Source organism: Nostoc sp. LEGE 12454 (genome assembly GCF_056620565.1).
Map to the genome: position 1 here is coordinate 1 of NZ_JBWQXL010000077.1, position 16,843 is coordinate 16,843.

At 43.1% G+C, this 16,843-nt stretch carries 15 protein-coding genes; 7 read left to right on the plus strand and 8 right to left on the minus strand.

All coding sequences use genetic code 11. From position 1 onward, the window contains the following. On the minus strand, positions 1-1,285 hold a 1,285-nt coding region (locus tag AC1F2U_RS33380; protein WP_480265035.1), incomplete at its 3' end, for an HlyD family secretion protein. A gap of 122 nt (positions 1,286-1,407) precedes the next feature. Between AC1F2U_RS33380 and AC1F2U_RS33385 the strand changes: the two genes are divergently transcribed. Continuing rightward, complete coding sequence (locus AC1F2U_RS33385) at positions 1,408-1,974, plus strand: TetR/AcrR family transcriptional regulator (protein WP_480265036.1); 567 nt, start codon at positions 1,408-1,410, stop codon at positions 1,972-1,974. Between the two features lie 122 nt (positions 1,975-2,096). After that, on the plus strand, positions 2,097-3,476 hold the full coding sequence (locus tag AC1F2U_RS33390) for a cytochrome P450 (RefSeq protein ID WP_480265049.1): 1,380 nt from the start codon (positions 2,097-2,099) through the stop codon (positions 3,474-3,476). Positions 3,477-3,674: 198 nt separating this feature from the next. Here AC1F2U_RS33390 and AC1F2U_RS33395 read toward each other — a convergent pair whose 3' ends face one another. Together AC1F2U_RS33395 and AC1F2U_RS33400 are read right to left on the minus strand one after the other, a co-directional pair. Further along, on the minus strand, positions 3,675-4,925 hold the full coding sequence (locus AC1F2U_RS33395; RefSeq protein WP_480265037.1) for a bifunctional sterol desaturase/short chain dehydrogenase: 1,251 nt from the start codon (positions 4,923-4,925) through the stop codon (positions 3,675-3,677). 242 nt (positions 4,926-5,167) lie between these two features. Beyond that, positions 5,168-5,503 (minus strand): element excision factor XisI family protein, encoded by a 336-nt coding sequence (locus tag AC1F2U_RS33400; RefSeq protein WP_480265038.1) that lies wholly within the window; start codon positions 5,501-5,503, stop codon positions 5,168-5,170. A gap of 101 nt (positions 5,504-5,604) precedes the next feature. Between AC1F2U_RS33400 and AC1F2U_RS33405 the strand changes: the two genes are divergently transcribed. Both AC1F2U_RS33405 and AC1F2U_RS33410 read left to right on the plus strand, forming a co-directional pair. Continuing rightward, on the plus strand, positions 5,605-5,922 hold the full coding sequence (locus tag AC1F2U_RS33405; protein WP_480265039.1) for a hypothetical protein: 318 nt from the start codon (positions 5,605-5,607) through the stop codon (positions 5,920-5,922). Positions 5,923-5,927: 5 nt separating this feature from the next. Next, positions 5,928-6,353: an HNH endonuclease gene (locus tag AC1F2U_RS33410; RefSeq protein WP_480265040.1), complete on the plus strand. Its 426-nt coding sequence runs from the start codon at positions 5,928-5,930 to the stop codon at positions 6,351-6,353. 207 nt (positions 6,354-6,560) lie between these two features. On the opposite strand, the gene ahcY is transcribed toward AC1F2U_RS33410, so the two are convergent. Then, on the minus strand, positions 6,561-7,838 hold the full coding sequence (gene ahcY / locus AC1F2U_RS33415) for an adenosylhomocysteinase (RefSeq protein WP_480265041.1): 1,278 nt from the start codon (positions 7,836-7,838) through the stop codon (positions 6,561-6,563). A 392-nt stretch (positions 7,839-8,230) separates the two neighbouring features. Between ahcY and AC1F2U_RS33420 the strand changes: the two genes are divergently transcribed. The 3 genes from AC1F2U_RS33420 (at position 8,231) to AC1F2U_RS33430 (ending at position 14,331) form a co-directional block, all read left to right on the plus strand. Beyond that, positions 8,231-9,898, plus strand: a complete 1,668-nt coding sequence (locus AC1F2U_RS33420; RefSeq protein ID WP_480265042.1) for a mechanosensitive ion channel family protein — start codon at positions 8,231-8,233, stop codon at positions 9,896-9,898. A 276-nt stretch (positions 9,899-10,174) separates the two neighbouring features. Further along, positions 10,175-13,489 (plus strand): efflux RND transporter permease subunit, encoded by a 3,315-nt coding sequence (locus AC1F2U_RS33425; RefSeq protein WP_480265043.1) that lies wholly within the window; start codon positions 10,175-10,177, stop codon positions 13,487-13,489. 404 nt (positions 13,490-13,893) lie between these two features. Further along, the gene (locus tag AC1F2U_RS33430) at positions 13,894-14,331 is read left to right on the plus strand and encodes a DUF6918 family protein (protein WP_480265044.1); all 438 of its coding nucleotides are present in this window, start codon (positions 13,894-13,896) and stop codon (positions 14,329-14,331) included. 247 nt (positions 14,332-14,578) lie between these two features. On the opposite strand, the gene AC1F2U_RS33435 is transcribed toward AC1F2U_RS33430, so the two are convergent. From AC1F2U_RS33435 to AC1F2U_RS33450, 4 genes are all read right to left on the minus strand, one after another. Next, entirely contained in the window at positions 14,579-14,857 is a 279-nt protein-coding gene (locus AC1F2U_RS33435; protein ID WP_480265045.1) for an HAD family hydrolase, read from the minus strand. A 332-nt stretch (positions 14,858-15,189) separates the two neighbouring features. Then, on the minus strand, positions 15,190-15,561 hold the full coding sequence (locus AC1F2U_RS33440; protein WP_480265046.1) for a type II toxin-antitoxin system PemK/MazF family toxin: 372 nt from the start codon (positions 15,559-15,561) through the stop codon (positions 15,190-15,192). Continuing rightward, positions 15,540-15,785, minus strand: coding sequence for a hypothetical protein (locus tag AC1F2U_RS33445; RefSeq protein WP_480265047.1), 246 nt, complete (start codon positions 15,783-15,785; stop codon positions 15,540-15,542). The genes AC1F2U_RS33440 and AC1F2U_RS33445 overlap by 22 nt, the downstream gene beginning before the upstream one ends. A gap of 175 nt (positions 15,786-15,960) precedes the next feature. Continuing rightward, a partial coding sequence (locus AC1F2U_RS33450; protein ID WP_480265048.1) for a WD40 repeat domain-containing protein occupies positions 15,961-16,843 on the minus strand: 883 nt, incomplete at its 5' end.

The following is a 16,843-nucleotide window of genomic DNA, read 5'->3' on the forward strand; positions in this document are numbered from 1 at the left end:
GATTTTCAGGGTTAAAGCAGCTATCAGGGTTTTGAACTTTGATCCGAATTCCTACTACTTGTCTGACTCGATCTTTTTGAAAGTAAATATTTTCTGGTGTAAATGAAGCTTGCGGATCGATCGCAATGACTTTACCTTCTAATGGTTTCTCTGGTGCAGAATCAATGAAGATTTTTGTTGTTTGCCCTAGACGCACTCTGCCAATATCACCTTCGGGAATAAAACCTCTAAAATACACTGTTTTGGGGTCAACAATTGTCAAAATATTAGTCTGACTGCTAACTATTGCACCTGGTTCGACACTCCGGGCTGTAACTACTCCATCTAAGGGACTAACTACATTTAAATCTTTTTTGGAGTCTGCAATCTGGGTGAGGATTTGCTGATTTGATGCTTGGGCATCTTTGACTTTGGCACGTGCAGAGTTAACTTTCGCCTGTGCAGATTTAAGTTGAGCATAACTTTGCTGCTGCTTTCTGACTAACGCTGTTAACTGGGCATTGCGAATGTCAGGATTGAAACCTGTAGTTTTAACTTGAGTTAACGCTCCTGATGTAGCCTGTAATTGCTGGCGTTCGGCATTAACTGCTGCCTGTCGTGCTTCTAGGGTTGCGATCGCAGTATCTAGAGTAGTTTGGGCTTGATCGAATTGTTGTTGATTTACCGCCCCTTCTTTTACCAATTGGGCATAGCGATCGCGGTTGATTTTTGCTAAATTAACTTCTGCTGCTGCCTGTTTAACTTGCGCTTGTGCTTGCACCAAAGTGGCTTTGGCTGCTGCGACATTTGCTTGTGCTTGCTCAATTCTTCCTTGGGTATCTCCTTGAGACTGCTGCAAATTAAGTTTTGCTTCGTTAATTTGGCTGTTAATTTCTTGAATTTCTCTAGTGACTCGCTCTACATCTGAAACTGCTTGCTGTTCATCATACCTAGCAGATGTCACTCTCGCTTGAGTACCAAGCAACTGTTGTTGCAGCAATCGATCGTCTATGTCGTCTAACTTAATTAACTCTTGCCCCTTTTTAACCGCTGCCCCTTCCCGCACGGCAATTGTCTCAATTCTCCCAGAACGCTTGATCCCAATCTCGGTTTCATAACCCTCAATCCGTCCGCTAACTTGCAGTATATTTGCCGATACTTGCGGTTGAGAGCGCCACACCGCGTAGCCAATGCCACCCACCACCAGCAGCACCCCGATCGTTAAAAGGATCGGTTTCTTGCGGCTTTGCTGCTTCGATACTGCATCTTTGAGATTTTCCGGGGATGTTGGGATAGTCTGAGTCATAGTAGCACCCTGGATTGTGAAAAATATTTTGTCTAAGAGAATTGAACATTCTAAATTATGTGTCAATACACTAGACTGTCTAGTATGACAATACAAGATATACGTCAAAAAATTTACTCTTGATGCCTATAAACCATACTTTCCAACTAGAAAATCCTTTACCTGCGATCGCTCCAAAGCAGGAGCAAATCTTGCAAGGAGCTATACAGGTATTTTTGCAGGAGGGTTACGCTAAAACAAGTATGAATCGTGTTAGCGCGGCGGCTGGAGTATCTAACCAAACAATATGCAGTCACTTTCAAGATAAAGAAGAGCTATTTAAAGCGTTGATAGAACGGTTGACGCTCGCTTGTTTTCAAAGTATTTTTTGCACAGAACAATTGCATGGTGAACCAGCAATTTTGTTGCGTCAAATTGCTAAAATTTATTTAACCGAAGTCGCTGATAATCCCGATTATTTGGCATTGTTGCGTTTGATTATTACCGAGTCACAAAACTTTCCAGAACTAGCCAAACTTTATACTCAAACCGTTGTGCTACGCGGTCGGCAAATGCTGAGTCAGTATTTCGTATCTCATCCAGAATTAGGAATCACCGACCCAGAAGCAATGGCTCATATTTTTTTTGGTTCGCTGGTATCTTACGTGATTTCACAAGAAATGTTGTATGGAAAAGAACTTACATCTTGATCGCGCGATCGCTTGCTAGATAGCTTAATAAATACGGTTATGAGCCAGTCCCTAAATACGGTTACTCAGGGATAATGGGTGTATTTGTTGAAGATTATCAAGTGGAATCACAGGTAAATATTATGCTGAGTCAATTACCGAATCGCATTACTAGCCCTTCGTGGTGGCAACTGCTCGAATGGATTGCCGATCCGATTGGATTTCAGAAAAAGTGTAATCAAGAGTATGGAGATATTTTTTCCATGCGACTGAGTGGACTCGGTTCTTATGTAATTCTTAGCCATCCCCAAGCCATTCAAGAAATTTTCAGTCAAGATTCTAAATTTGATATTGGTCGTGGTAATAAAATTGCAGAACCTTTGATTGGGCGAAATTCTCTCATGTTAATGGATGGTGCCCGCCATCGACGAGAACGAAAATTATTAATGCCCCCCTTTCATGGAGAAAGGCTACAGACTTATGCTCAACAAATCTGCTTAATTACCGAGCAAATCGCCAGTCAATGGCAAATCGGTCAACCTTTTGTGGCTCGTTCTGCCATGCAGAAAGTTAGTCTAGAAGTAATTTTACAAATTGTCTTCGGTTTAAGTGAAGGGGAACGCTATCAACTAATTTTACCTCTACTTACTAGTTGGTTGGATATGACTGATTCTCCTTTGCGCTCCAGTATGCTATTTTTGCCATTCTTACAACAAGATTGGGGAAAATGGACTCCTTGGGGGCAGATGAAAAGTAGACAAAGCCATATTCATCAGCTACTTCAAGCAGAAATTGAAGAGAAAAGAACAAAGAGCAATCAAAGCCAGGGTGACGTTCTAAGCTTGATGATGGCAGCACGGGATGAAAATGGGCAAGCAATGACCGACGATGAATTAAAAGATGAATTGATCACAATTTTATTTGCTGGACATGAAACTACAGCAACAACCCTAGCGTGGGCTTTCTATCAAATTCACCGAAATTCAGATGTTCTCTTAAAATTGCAGCAGGAACTCGACAGCTTGGGAGAAAATCCGAACCCGATGGAAATTGCCCAGCTTCCTTACTTAAGCGCAGTTTGCCAAGAAACCCTGCGGATGTATCCAGTCTTGCCAGTGCTTTTCCCACGGATTACCAAATCATCCATAAATATTGCAGGATATCAGTTTCCTCCTAATACAACTTTAATGCCAAGTATCTACCTTCTGCATCACCGGGAAGACTTATATCCTAATCCTCAACAATTTAATCCCGAACGTTTTTTAGAACGCCAGTATTCCCCTTGGGAGTTTATTCCTTTTGGTGGCGGAATTCGGCGCTGTTTAGGGTATGCCCTGGCTCAGTTAGAAATCAAATTAGTCCTTGCAACAGTTTTATCCAATTATCAACTTACCTTAGTAGAAAATAAACCTATTAAATTGCAACGACGCGGATTTACCCTTGCTCCTAATGGTGGAGTTCGGATGATGGCTGTTAAAAAACGATCGCTTTCTCAAGTTTATCCAAATTCTGTTTTAATTTAGCGATCGCCTGCGCCCTTGCTTGTCAAAACTATTGCAAGGCTAAGGCGCTCACTTTCACTTTTGAGGGTTTGTAGTAAGCACTTTAGTGCTTAGAAAATAAAAACTAAAGTCCTTACCACAAACTTGCTTACCTATCAATTTAAGCTTGACAAACTACTACCTGAAAATCATTTTTTTCGACTATTGTTTGCGTAACTATTATTCGCTTTTCGCTGTCCGGCTGAAGAGTCGATAGTATAGCGACGTACTAGTTTCCTTTAAGGGAAACAGCAGATAGGTGAGAGGATTTATTGCCACAATAATATTTCGGAAGTCACGCCGTGCCAAAAATAAGATTGCACGAGCAACTTGCTGTGCAGACATCACTCCATAAGGATTCAGTTGACTCTTAAACGGGCCAAGAATTAACTTGCGAATTACACAATCCCCATCCAAACGCTTGAGCGTAACAATATCTCCTAGCGCTCTTTTGCTGAGTTCATAAAGCGGACTCAGTGCTGGAGAAACCTCAGCCTCAGAAGTGTTTACCCAAATTTCCTTGGTTGCTTTTGCTTGTGGCCCTGTTACAGTTGTCAAAAATATATCTATCAACCGCAATGCTGAAAAGGTATTGACTTCATAAGAGGAAATGATAGCCTCCGATGTGCGGCTGGCGTAGACATTGACTCCATGATTGATAATTAAAATATCTACTTTTTCTAAACTATCCTTCAGATTGGCTTCATTGCCCAACTGCCAGGAAACCACCTTTACCCCAACTTGCTCTACTAATTTTTCTGGATTAGTGGTTAATGCCACGACTTTAGCATTATTCTTGACAAGTTCAGCCGCCAACGCTTGCCCCAACGCTCCTGATGCTCCGGTTAAAGCGATGGTTTTACCTTTGAAAGACAGTCCTGTACCCAAAATTTTATCAACTAAGGGAAAGACGCCACTGTAGTAGGCGTTAACATCATCAAAATGATGTCGCCAATGGTAAGACCGATTCACCCACCAAATGGATGGAATTGTCTCTAAAGGGCCGGGTAGGTGGTTGTAATCTGTATCAATTTTTCCTTGAAAATATCGCACAGACGCGCCATACAAAAAGGTGCAAGCGTAAGCTACGCCCAGCCATAACCCCATTTGCTGCACAATTAAGGCAACAACTACCAATACCACCAGCAGTAGACTCGACTCTAAAATGTCGTGATAAAGCTGCGATTCTTGGTAAACTTTCAGAGAAACTATCGATAAATCGCGGCGATAAGCCATGTGGTGCTTGTTGTGCCATTTAGCAAGCCAATTGACTTGGTGACACAAAGCATGATAGCTGTCTCTCAATATCTCAGCAAGTAAAAGTGAGAAGAGTGCCCAACTAGCAAACTGTAAGCTGGCATTTAGCCAAACCCAATTAATTTGTAAGCTTGTCTCAATTCCTATCAAGTTTTCAGCTAGCATTTTTATCATGTTTGTCTATACTCGTTTTTGTTAATCATTCTTCACGAGCTGATAAAGCTGCGTTCAGGTCGAGTTTAGAGCAAATTCAAATCAAAGGGAATGGGGAAAAGGAAAAATAAGCAATGCCCAATTACGAATTAGTTACAGCCTATTCAGGTAAATGAAGTATAAAAGTAGGGGTACACCACGTTCATAGGGTTTTAAGTTGTAGCAACTACTATTGCAGCTTTAGCAGTATTTTTTAGACTTAATTAAGTAACAGCAAATTCAGTATACTGTCTGATATCGGGTGGTTGGAAGGCGAGAACAATTTGATTTTTAGGAATACCAGCGTTAACAAGTTCGTTGGCTATACCATATTCTGTACCGTCTCTTTGAATCCAGATTTTGCCGTTGATAATGTCAATATGGACTAAGCAACTATGCACGCCTTGATTATTTTCCCAGCCTAGTGTTAGTAGTAGGTAATGGTTAGCGGTTTGGTCTATAATTAGTTGTCTTTCTAGCTCTCCGTAAGCATAGGGTAGTTGAGCGTATTCGTTTAATATTTTTTGAATGATTTCGCGATAATTATCTAAGGTATCCATTGCAATAACACTTCTCGTTTTGAGTCGAAGACAAGTAAATATACATTTATCATAAATAACTAATAAGCTATACTAGAAATTAAGTAATTATTATAAAATTTATGACTAACCAAACAAATGTTCCTCCTGCTGTTGATTATGCACCTTTGGAATTACAAGGTGAATTAATTGCTATGCAAGAATTAACGATTGAGGAATTATTAACTGTTGGTCAAAGTCAAATTCCAGAAACTCAACAAGAACTGCATTTACAACTTTTAGATAAAAATCAAAATCATCAATTAAGTGAATCAGATAGATTATTGTTGCGATCGCTCCGAGTAAGTGCTGATTATTTAATGCTAAAAAAAGCATACTCTTATGCACTTTTAAAATGGAAAGGTTATTCTATTCCAGACTTTCAGCAATTAGTAGATTAATCCCAGTGTCATCTATCCCCAAATCGGTTCGTCAACAAGTTATTAATGAGGCTGGATACAGATGTGAATACTGTCGCACGTCTAGCCGTTTAATAGGTATGCCTTTAATTATGGATCATATTTTGCCTAGTTCATTAGGGGGAAGTGATGAACGAGAAAATTTATCTGCTTGTTGTTATCGCTGTAATGAATTTAAAGGAGCAAAAATAACTGCTAATGATCCTGTCACTAATGAATCTGTATCTTTGTTTAATCCTCGCCAACAAAGATGGTTAGATCATTTTCAGTGGGCAAATGGTGGTACTCATATTATTGGGATTACTGCTTGTGCAAGGGCAACGGTTTTAGCTTTAAGGTTAAACAATGAAGATATTGTACAAGCTAGAGCAATTTGGATTAGTTTAAATTGGCATCCTCCTAACGATTCATGATGCGTATATTTTTGGCTTCTGATATGGCTTGCCGGACTGCTTGCTTAAGTTGTTTCATAATAAAATTTCTAAGCATGATGTAATATATCGTATTAGCAGATTATAGTATAAAAAATATTACCTATCTTCCTTTACCTCTTCGCACGAAACACAAAAAAAAGGGATAAGCAAAACGCCTATCCCCCAAAAAATCAATTAATCAATGTATCAAGTTCCTGAAGTCCAAGAATTGATGTACTCAATTTGATCGGGTGTTAGGCTATCAATCGTGATACCAATAGCCTGCAACTTCAACCGAGCAATTTCTTGATCGACTTCAACAGGGATTGAGTGCAAACCAGGTTCCAACTTACCCTTATTCTTCACCAAGAATTCACAAGCCAAAGCTTGGTTGGCAAAACTCATATCCATTACCGCGCTGGGGTGTCCTTCAGCCGCAGCTAGGTTAATCAAGCGTCCTTGTCCAAGAACGACAACTGATTTACCATTTTTCAACTTGTATTCTTCGGTGAAAGGACGAACTTCTTTGACTTCCTTAGCTTGTGCAGCCAAGTATTTCAAATCAAGTTCCAAGTCAAAGTGACCGGAGTTACAAACGATCGCACCGTCTTTCATGACATCGAAGTGTTCACCACGAACGACGTGCTTGTTACCTGTCACAGTGATAAAGATATCACCTTCTGGTGCAGCTTTAGCCATTGGCAGGACGCGGAAGCCATCCATTACGGCTTCAATTGCCTTGATGGGGTCGATTTCGGTGACGATGACGTTAGCACCCATCCCACGGGCGCGGAGGGCTGTACCTTTACCACACCAGCCATAACCGACGACGACAATGTTTTTACCAGCCAACAAAATATTTGTGGCGCGGATAATGCCATCTAGGGTTGATTGCCCAGTACCATAGCGATTATCAAAGAAGTGCTTGGTGTCGGCGTCGTTGACGTTGACTGCGGGGAAGGTGAGAACGCCTTCTCTAAACATGGCGCGTAGGCGCACAATACCAGTGGTGGTTTCTTCGGTGCTACCAATCAAATCAGCGATTTGGTGTTGGCGGTGTTGGATTAAAGCCGCAACTACATCGCTACCGTCATCAACAATAATGTTGGGGCGATGATCTAAAGCTATTTGGACGTGGCGGTTATAAGTTTCGTTATCTTCGCCTTTTTGAGCAAAGACGGGAATTTCATGATCGACGACGAGGCTAGCAGCTACGTCATCTTGTGTTGATAAGGGATTGCTAGCAATTAAAAGCGCATCTGCACCACCGGCTTTCAGAGCGATCGCCAAATGTGCTGTTTCTGTTGTAATGTGGGCACAAGCTACAAGGCGTAAACCAGCGAAGGGCTTTTCGATAGCAAAGCGATCGCGGATTTGCTTCAAAACTGGCATTTCGCGTCCAGCCCATTCAATGCGCTGTCTTCCCAAGGCAGCTAGGCCGAGGTCTTTAACCTCGTGCTTTAATCGGGGAGAAGTTGCGGTCATCAAAAGTTACCTCAAAAAATTAAAAAAGCTACGTAAATTTTACGCACTCTACTAGGTTATTGTACAACTGGTGATTTTTGCTTGTATGAAAGCAAATCACTAGTCAACAGTCCTCAAAACTAGCTTGACGTTTGATTACCCTAATGTCAACTTCATCGTCAGCTTCTTCCTTTTTGTTTTATCTTTGGTAAGAGTAATATTCTAATCAGCCTTACCTGTTGATTTTCAGTATCTTGTCATCTGTCGAAAGATAGAAGACAAACAAAAAAACATGAAAATTTCATTGTCTAAAGGGAAAACCTCAACTTTAGATAGGTACATCTACCCAAAGTTATTGCGGAGGATAGCGATAGAAGTAGTCACCAGTAGATTTTATTCAAGGAGGTGTTTAAGTGCGCTTTCAATTTTTGGCGTTGGCTTTGCCCGCCGTAGGCATCGCCAGTTCAATGGCTATAGGCGTTGTATCTGTGCCAAAAGCCACAGCCCAGATTCCTTTTGTACCGCAATTGCAAGCTCCCAGCAGTATTAGTAATGATTCAGATAACAGAGTTGTTTCGGGCTGGATTTATTTAGATGGTCGTCGGTTATTTCAAATAGCGGCAACAAGAACCAATTTTCCTGAGCGTTCAGAAGATATTCAAAAGAAGTTGGAGAAAATTGGTCAAAATTATTTTCAATCACCAGCAAACACACCAGTCAAGGTAGATGTTCGCAAAGTAAACGAATTACCAGTAATTTATGTCAACGGTCAATATCTGATGACCGTTACTTCTGAAGATGCGGGACTGCGACAGGTAGATGTATCGACATCGGCAAATCAAGTCAAAGAATCGTTAGAAGAAGACTTGCAACAAGCCAAGCAAGAAAGGCAAATTCAATCTTTAATCGACCAAGGTAAAATTGCTGGCGGTATCGGACTAGGAATGATTGTCATGAGTTGGGGGGTATATAGCTGGCAGCGGCGTTCCCAAAAGGATTTAGAAAACTCCATTGCCTCCCAACCCCAAAGGGAACTCTTCAACTACCCAAAACCAGCAGATCAAGCAATTACAACACAACTAAATCAACGGCAGCAGCTACATCTCCAAGAAGCCAAGAGACGATTGTTTCAGCTCAGTCAAGCCGGAATTTGGGGAGGTGGTAGCTTCTTTATTTTGGGTTTATTTCCCTATACACGAGGTTTTCAGGTAGCAATTCTCATAGCTGCCCAATTTCCTTTGCGATTAGGTGTCGTATGCCTGGCAACCTATGTAGCAATTCGTTTGACCTACGCCCTAATTGACCGCTTCGCCTCCACTCTGATTAGCAGTGGTGCTTTCCTCACTCCAGAAAGTTCTGCACGGCTGCAATTGCGAGTTTCCACATTTTCTGGTGTCACTAAAAGTATCACTACTGCTATCTGGGTAGGAGTAGGTTTCTTGATAGCGCTGGTATCCTTGGGGATAGATATCGTTCCCTTACTGGCGGGTGCTAGTTTAGTTGGTGTTGCATTGTCTTTGGCATCGCAAAACTTAATTAAAGATGCGATTAACGGTTTTTTGATCATTTTAGAAGACCAGTATGCTTTAGGCGATGTGATTAATGTGGGAAACGTGGGAGGCTTAGTAGAAAATCTGAATCTGCGGATGACCCAAGTGCGGGATTCTGAAGGGCGCTTAATCACGATTCCCAATGGTGAAATTAAAGTTGTTGCCAATCTTTCTAGTCGTTGGTCGCGAGCCGATTTAACAATTCCCATCGCCTACCAAGCCGATACAGAAAAGGCTTTGAACTTGATTGCAACTATTGCCGATAAGATGAATCAAGAAATGCAATGGCAGAGTCAAATTTTGGAACCGCCGCAAGTTTTGGGAATAGATCAATTTGGCGATCGCGGTTTGATTATTCGTGTCTGGATTAAAACACAGCCCCTCAAACAATGGGATGTCGCACGCGAACTTCGCCGCCGCCTAAAAGTTGCCCTAGACGAAGCTGGAATTTCCATCTCTGTACCTCAACAAGCAATTTGGGTCAATGACGATCAATTGTTAAATTTTTCGAGTAATGGCAAAGATAATTAGAAGCCTTCTCAACAAGCTACGGTATACACACAAGTTCTAAAAACCTAGCTTGATAAGACTTGACTCGTTCCCATGCAAAACATGGGAACGGTTAATTATAAGCTTTGCCGACTCTGCCTTTAATGATACATTCAGTCATCAGCATAAATGTATGCATTCCCACACGGAGTATAGGAAAAAGAAAATATCTAACATTAAGCCTTAATAAATCCTTATATTAAGAAAAAGCTACTACGTTCCTAACCAGTCTGAAAACTTTCCTTTATTCCTTGATTTATGTTTGTCAATACCTTCATCAGACGGCCAGTGCTGACGACGGTCTGCACGTTCATCATCTTGCTGCTGGGAAGCATCTGTATACCGATTCTTCCCATTTCTCAGCTACCAGACCTTGCCCCAGTGCAAATTACTGTTAGCTCCAACAATATTGGTGCGGATGCTCAAACAACAGAAAATACTGTCACCAACATTATTGAGCGACAAATTAATGGTGTTAAAGATGTATCTTATATATCTTCTAATACGGGTAATGATGGTTCGAGCAATATAACTGTCTCCTTTCCAACTAATGTCAATAGCGATATTGCTCAAGTAAACGTTCAGAATAAAGAAGCACTGGCTTCACCTCAATTGCCAGATACTGTTCAACGAACAGGTGTGACAGTTGAAACGGCATCGAGCAGTTTGCTGCTTGTCTATGGGTTTTACTCAGAAAATAATGAGTATGACAACATTTTTATCAGCAACTATGTCGATCTGTATATTTTCGATCAGATCAAACGGCTTCCTGGTGTAGGAAGTGCCAGGGTTTTTGGGGAACGCAAATATGCCATGCGTCTCTGGCTCGATCCCAACAAGCTTGCCCAACATCAACTAACTCCGCAAGATGTGACAGCTGCCCTGCAACAACAAAATATTCAAGTGGGTGCAGGGGCGATTGGTAAGGAACCAGCACCAGATAATCAAAGCTTTGAATTTGCTTTACGGGCAACCAGTCGATTCAAAGATGCGGCTGAATTTGAGGATATGGTGCTAAAGGTAAGTCCAACTGGCACTAATAGCACTACTAATAACCCCACTAGTAGCATTCTAGTTAAAGTCAGAGATGTCGGTCGAGTTGAACTAGGAGCAGAGAACTATCTGGCTGATGCCAAATTCACCATCCCAGGAAATGCGCCCAAGGCAGCCGTGGGTTTGGGGATATATCAACTTCCGGGTAGTAATGCCCTCAAGGTTGCTCATGCTGTTGAAGAACAGATCAAGATATTAGAGAAAAGTTTTCCACCTGGACTCAAAGCCCAGCTGGCATTTGATACCACTCCGTTTGTAGAAATTTCTTTAGAAGAAGTTCTGCACACTCTGGTTGAGGCGATTGTGCTAGTGGTCTTGGTAATTTTTGTCTTTTTACAAGACTGGCGTACCACAATCATTCCGACTGTAGCGATCCCCGTTTCCTTGATTGGGACGTGTGCGGCTCTGTTGGTTTTAGGATTTCAAATTAATACACTGACCTTATTTGGTTTCGTTCTCGCGATCGGGATCGTCGTGGATGATGCGATTATTGTGGTCGAGGCAGTTGCAGTCAAACTAGAGCAGGGTATGAGACCCTTTGAAGCGGCTGTCGAAGCCATGAAGGAGTTAACTGGGGCCATTATTGCCACTTCACTTGTACTCATGGCGGTATTTATTCCAGTTGCATTCATTCCGGGCACTACTGGGATTGTTTACAAACAATTTGCCTTAACTGTTGCTTGCTCCATTGGCATCTCCACCTTTAATGCCTTAACCTTCTCTCCGAGTATGGCAGCCATTCTCATGCGCCCTGCTCAGACTCCACGCGGCCCTTTGGGGTGGTTTTTTACACAGTTTAATCGGGGATTTGCTTGGTTCACGCGCCGATATGTCGGGTTTGTTAGCTACCTTACCCATATCAAGCCGATTGTAATTGGCGTTTTTGTCACTGGTTTATTAGCAACGGTTTTGATGTACAGAGCAGTACCTACCGGATTTATTCCAGAGGAAGATCAGGGTTACTTCTTTGTCATTGTCCAAGGGCCTGACGGGGTTTCTTTGAAATATACCGAATCTGTGATGGACAAGGTGGTCAAAGAAGTCACATCGGCTCCCGAAGTCAGAGCTAGTTTTATGATCAGTGGCTTTGGTTTCGATGGCAATGCTTCTAATTTAGGTATTGCCTTTGCTAACCTGAAACCCTGGAAAGAGAGAACTGAAGAATCTCAATCTGTTTATGGCATACTTCAGAGACTAAACAAAAAGCTCTCTACAATTACAGAAGCCAGAGCGATCGCAGTAAATGCTCCTCCAGTGAGAGGATTAAGTACTACGGGTGGTTTTGAGTTTATCATTCAAGACAAAACCGGCAGTGCGCCGATTGAAACCTTAATTGAGGCTGCTCAAAAAGTGATTGGGGCGGCACGTAAAAATCCTGCTCTCCAAGGAGTCTTCACTCAGTTCACCGCAGATACTCCCCAATTTGACATTCAGGTAAACCGCAACCAAGCCAAAGCTCTCAATGTCGAAATTAACGACATCTTTGGGGCATTGCAAACTTACCTGGGATCGCAATATGTGAATAACTTCGTGCAGGGACAGCGACAGTATCGGGTATATGTCCAAGCAGACGGGGTGTTCCGTTCTAATCCAGATGATATTGGCAAGCTGTATGTTCGCTCTGCCAGTGGGGCAATGATTCCGTTGAGCAGTTTGGTGAAAATTACTCCCTTTGTGGGGCCGAAAACCATCGCCCATTACAACTTGTACAGGTCAATTAAAGTACAGGGCGCTCCGGCTCCCGGTGCTAGTTCTGGACAGGCGATTAAAGCGATGGAGCAAATAGCAGCAGAAAACTTACCTCAAGGTTTTGGTTATGAGTGGACAGGGACTTATCTCCAAGAGAAAACATCCGGGGGAGCTACAGGCTTGATTTTTGGTTTAGCGATCGTTATTGTCTTTCTGGTGCTGGCGGCTCAGTATGAAAGCTACGTTGACCCGATTATTATTTTGCTGACAGTTCCCCTAGCAGTCTTGGGAGCAATGACAGCGATTTGGCTACGTTCCAATATTTTCATGGCAGGCAGCCTCTTCCCGAAAGTGGTGGATGATATCTATTGCCAAGTAGGTTTGGTAACTTTGATTGGTCTAGCTGCGAAAAACGCGATTTTAGTCGTGGAATTTGCCAATCAACTGCATGAGCAGGGTATGAGCTACACAAGGGCAGCGGTGAAAGCGGGGCAAGAACGTTTGCGACCGATCTTAATGACATCCTTTGCAGCGTTGTTAGGATTTTTGCCCTTGGTAATCTCTGAAGGGGCTGGAGCCAGCAGCCGTTGGTCTTTAGGAACAGCACTGTTTGGGGGGCTGCTGCTTTCCACGTTCTTGAGTTTGTTCTTGGTGCCAATCCTCTATATTTTGGTTAAGAGCTTGGCTCAGGCTATATTACCTGGGAAGCGAGGAGGTTCAAATCCTCCAGATTCACCAAATGGAGCTTCGGGAACTAGACATGAAGTTCTACCTGCTGGCTCAAATCAGCCAGAGACGCAACTTAGGTCTCAGGAGGATGGGATAACCTAAGTTTGGGCAGGGGGGCAGGGGAGCAGGGGGGCAGGGGAGCAGGGGAGCAGGGGAGCAGGGGGGCAGGGGAGTAGGAGGGCAGGGGAGCAGGAGGGCAGGGGAGCAGGGGGGATAAAACAGAAAATGGATTAACCTCACTGTTGCGCTAGCTTCCCGTAGGGTACGAAGAACCACTTATTAAGAAGTGGATGGACTCAGCCCCATGTTCCGCTCTGATTCACGGCAGCAGATAAGAGGTCTTTCCCCTCTGCCCCTCTGCCCCTCTGCCTCTTCTCAACTATGCAGCCTAAAAGCGTATCAGCTTATCCACAACATCCTCTAACTCTGATACCATTTTCTGTAATTTCCTGCTTGCTAAAAAAATTAGTCGAATAGAATTAAGTACTTAGATAAGGAAGAGTGAAATGGGACTTAGCGACGGACTTTTGAACCCGACCAAAAAGGCTATGGTCATAGATGATTGTTGCAACATGATTGAAGGACAGCTGGCATCGAAGTCAGGTATGAGCGGCATCGCTTTGAAAACTGCCTTTGCTGCTTTGAAAGGGGTTAAGCCAGGGTATATTCCCCATGTCGTTGAGCAGATATTACCGCAATGCTTTACAGCTCTCGATCCCATCTGGAGTAAAGGCATAGAGAAAGGCGATCCAGTTGAATATCTGAGTGCGAATCGCTCTGATACAGCAGACGCGCTACTGGGTGTTACCGATGCGAGAATCAAGAACTCAAACCGCCAAATCGTGCGAGGAACCTATGAAAAACTTCGGGGTTCAGCCAAGAAGCACGTAGAAGAAGCAGTGCCAGATTTAGCCAAGGTAATCAGGAATTACACTAAGGTATGAGCTAAAGGAGTAGAGACGCGATTAATCGCGTCTTCTAGAAAAGTGGCAAGAAGCGCAGATGCAAAGTAGCTTTTCACCAGATATCGCCTCAAAACTTCACCAACTTCAAATCAAGTCCCGCCCGTTGGATGGCTCCTTCTTTTAACTGTTCTCTAAGATTGACTAAGGCTTTTTGATTAGTATAATATTGCACAGCTTCGTTAATGAATCGACTGCGATCGCCTACCCTTCTTCCTTCTTTTAAGATTTAAGCATTTGCACCCAGAATAGAAGAGTCATAGTGCTGTAGTAAATCTTCTGGATCGTTGTAAATTGCGATCGCTTTGCCAGTTCCTTCTTCACTATTTAATTCTGGCACTACTTTGGGAATAAGTCGATCTCCACCCATGCCCATGAGCGGTCTAACTTTTTCAAATGGCACATCCAAGTCATAAGCTGCAAATGCCTCTACCCAAGAATTTGCATGAACATCATTACTTATAACCAGTGTGCCATCAATATCTAAAATCACCCCTTCTAATGCCATGAAAAACCTCAACTGACGTTTTGTTTTATTGCTGATGATGGCATGGCAAATCAGTTTACTTCATCACCCCATGAGAGGAGAAGGGGGTTAGAGAACAATACAGTCCAGTTAAACATTTCTTTCTTCTCTTTGCGTCCTTTGCGTCCTTGGCGGTTCGTTAAAAAATTGACTTTGACAACGAGTTTTAGCCTTAACTGAACCGTATTGGGTTAGAGAAGAGATGGCAGCGATCGCTTGAGATGATTCCAGAGGGTGCGTAGACGCATACTCCTATGGAGAAGCAAGCTACGCGCAGCGTCTTGTAGAGAAGCGGCTTGTCGCCAGACATCGCCTCAAAGCTTCACTAGGCCAAGGCTGATTTGAATTGCTCGATCTACCTGTGCGATCGTTTCTGGGTGCAGAATTCCCAAACATTTAATTAGCCTTTGCTTGTCAATTGAGCGAATCTGATTGAGAAGTACAACCGAATCATCCTCTAAACCGCTTTCTGGTATTCTAATCAGCACTTCAGTGGGATACAAAGGTTCTGCAAACTTTGAGGTGATGGCAGCTACAACCGCGATCGGACTATGTTCGTTAGAAACATCATTTTGCAAGATTAAAGCTGGGCGTGTTTTTTTTATTTCTGCATCAATAGTTGGATCGAAATTGACTAAGTATACTTCACCACGTTTGGGGTAATTTACTTTTCGTTTCTGTGGCACAATTCTTCTTCCAAGTCAAACCACTCTTCTACTAAACCCAAATCACGTTCTGCGCGTTGGATGGCTCCCTCTTTTAATTGTTCTCTAAGATTGACTAAGGCTTTTTCAGCAATATAATATTGCACAGCTTCGTTAATGAATTTACTGCGATCGCCTTTTTCAATGACTCGATCGATTAGTTCAATTGTCTCATCTGGCAAGGTGATGTTAATCCGGCGATGCATAATTTTTCGCTCTGTTTTGCCTATCAGGTTTATTATACACACTGAGGCTTAGAAGCCCCCCTTTTTAAGGGGGGTTGGGGGGATCTTTAAAATATGAAAACGTTAACCGAACCGTATTGGAGAAACTTCTACAAAGTGCGTAGAAGTTTCCTTGGCTTGTTGCATCGCTTGGCTTTCACTTAATATCATCGCACAGACGCTTGTCGCTCTCGCTCAAATTCGGGTTATTCTGCAAATAATCATGCAGCCAATTGCAACCCCGCACCAGCAATTGGTCTAAATTTTCCACAGGCCACAACCGGGCTGTGTTGTCAGATGATGCGGTGGCGATGGTTTTGCCGTCCGGGCTGAAACTCACACTTCTGACCCAGTCTTGATGCCCTTTGAATTCTTGTAGCAGTTGCCCGTTGAGCGTCCACAACCGCGCTGTCTTGTCATCTGATGCCGTGGCGATGGTTTTGCCGTCCGGGCTGAAACTCACACTTAAGACTGTGCTTTGATGCCCTTTGAATTCTTGTAGCAGTTGTCCATTGAGCGTCCACAACCGGGCTGTGTTGTCAGATGATGCGGTGGCGATGGTTTTGCCGTCCGGGCTGAAACTCACACTTAAGACTGTGCTTTGATGCCCTTTGAATTCTTGTAGCAGTTGTCCATTGAGCGTCCACAACCGCGCTGTCTTGTCTTTTGATGCCGTGGCGATGGTTTTGCCGTCCGGGCTGAAACTCACACTTAAGACTGTGCTTTGATGCCCTTTGAATTCTTGTAGCAGTTGTCCATTGAGCGTCCACAACCGGGCTGTGTTGTCAGATGATGCGGTGGCGATGGTTTTGCCGTCCGGGCTGAAACTCACACTTAAGACTGTGCTTTGATGCCCTTTGAATTCTTGTAGCAGTTGCCCGTTGAGCGTCCACAACCGCGCTGTGTTGTCTTTTGATGCCGTGGCGATGGTTTTGCCGTCCGGGCTGAAACTCACACTTAAGACTGTGCTTTGATGCCCTTTGAATTCTTGTAGTAGTTGCCCGTTGAGCGTCCACAACCGCGCTGTGTTGTCAGATGAT

Excerpts from the sequence above, each read along its gene's own strand:
- AC1F2U_RS33385 (WP_480265036.1), top strand. The coding sequence starts at position 1,408 with ATGCCTATAAACCATACTTTCCAACTAGAAAATCCTTTACCTGCGATC.
- AC1F2U_RS33390 (WP_480265049.1), top strand. The coding sequence starts at position 2,097 with ATGCTGAGTCAATTACCGAATCGCATTACTAGCCCTTCGTGGTGGCAA.
- AC1F2U_RS33395 (WP_480265037.1), bottom strand. The coding sequence starts at position 4,925 with ATGATAAAAATGCTAGCTGAAAACTTGATAGGAATTGAGACAAGCTTA.
- AC1F2U_RS33400 (WP_480265038.1), bottom strand. The coding sequence starts at position 5,503 with ATGGATACCTTAGATAATTATCGCGAAATCATTCAAAAAATATTAAAC.
- AC1F2U_RS33405 (WP_480265039.1), top strand. The coding sequence starts at position 5,605 with ATGACTAACCAAACAAATGTTCCTCCTGCTGTTGATTATGCACCTTTG.
- ahcY (WP_480265041.1), bottom strand. The coding sequence starts at position 7,838 with ATGACCGCAACTTCTCCCCGATTAAAGCACGAGGTTAAAGACCTCGGC.
- AC1F2U_RS33425 (WP_480265043.1), top strand. The coding sequence starts at position 10,175 with ATGTTTGTCAATACCTTCATCAGACGGCCAGTGCTGACGACGGTCTGC.
- AC1F2U_RS33430 (WP_480265044.1), top strand. The coding sequence starts at position 13,894 with ATGGGACTTAGCGACGGACTTTTGAACCCGACCAAAAAGGCTATGGTC.
- AC1F2U_RS33435 (WP_480265045.1), bottom strand. The coding sequence starts at position 14,857 with ATGGCATTAGAAGGGGTGATTTTAGATATTGATGGCACACTGGTTATA.
- AC1F2U_RS33445 (WP_480265047.1), bottom strand. The coding sequence starts at position 15,785 with ATGCATCGCCGGATTAACATCACCTTGCCAGATGAGACAATTGAACTA.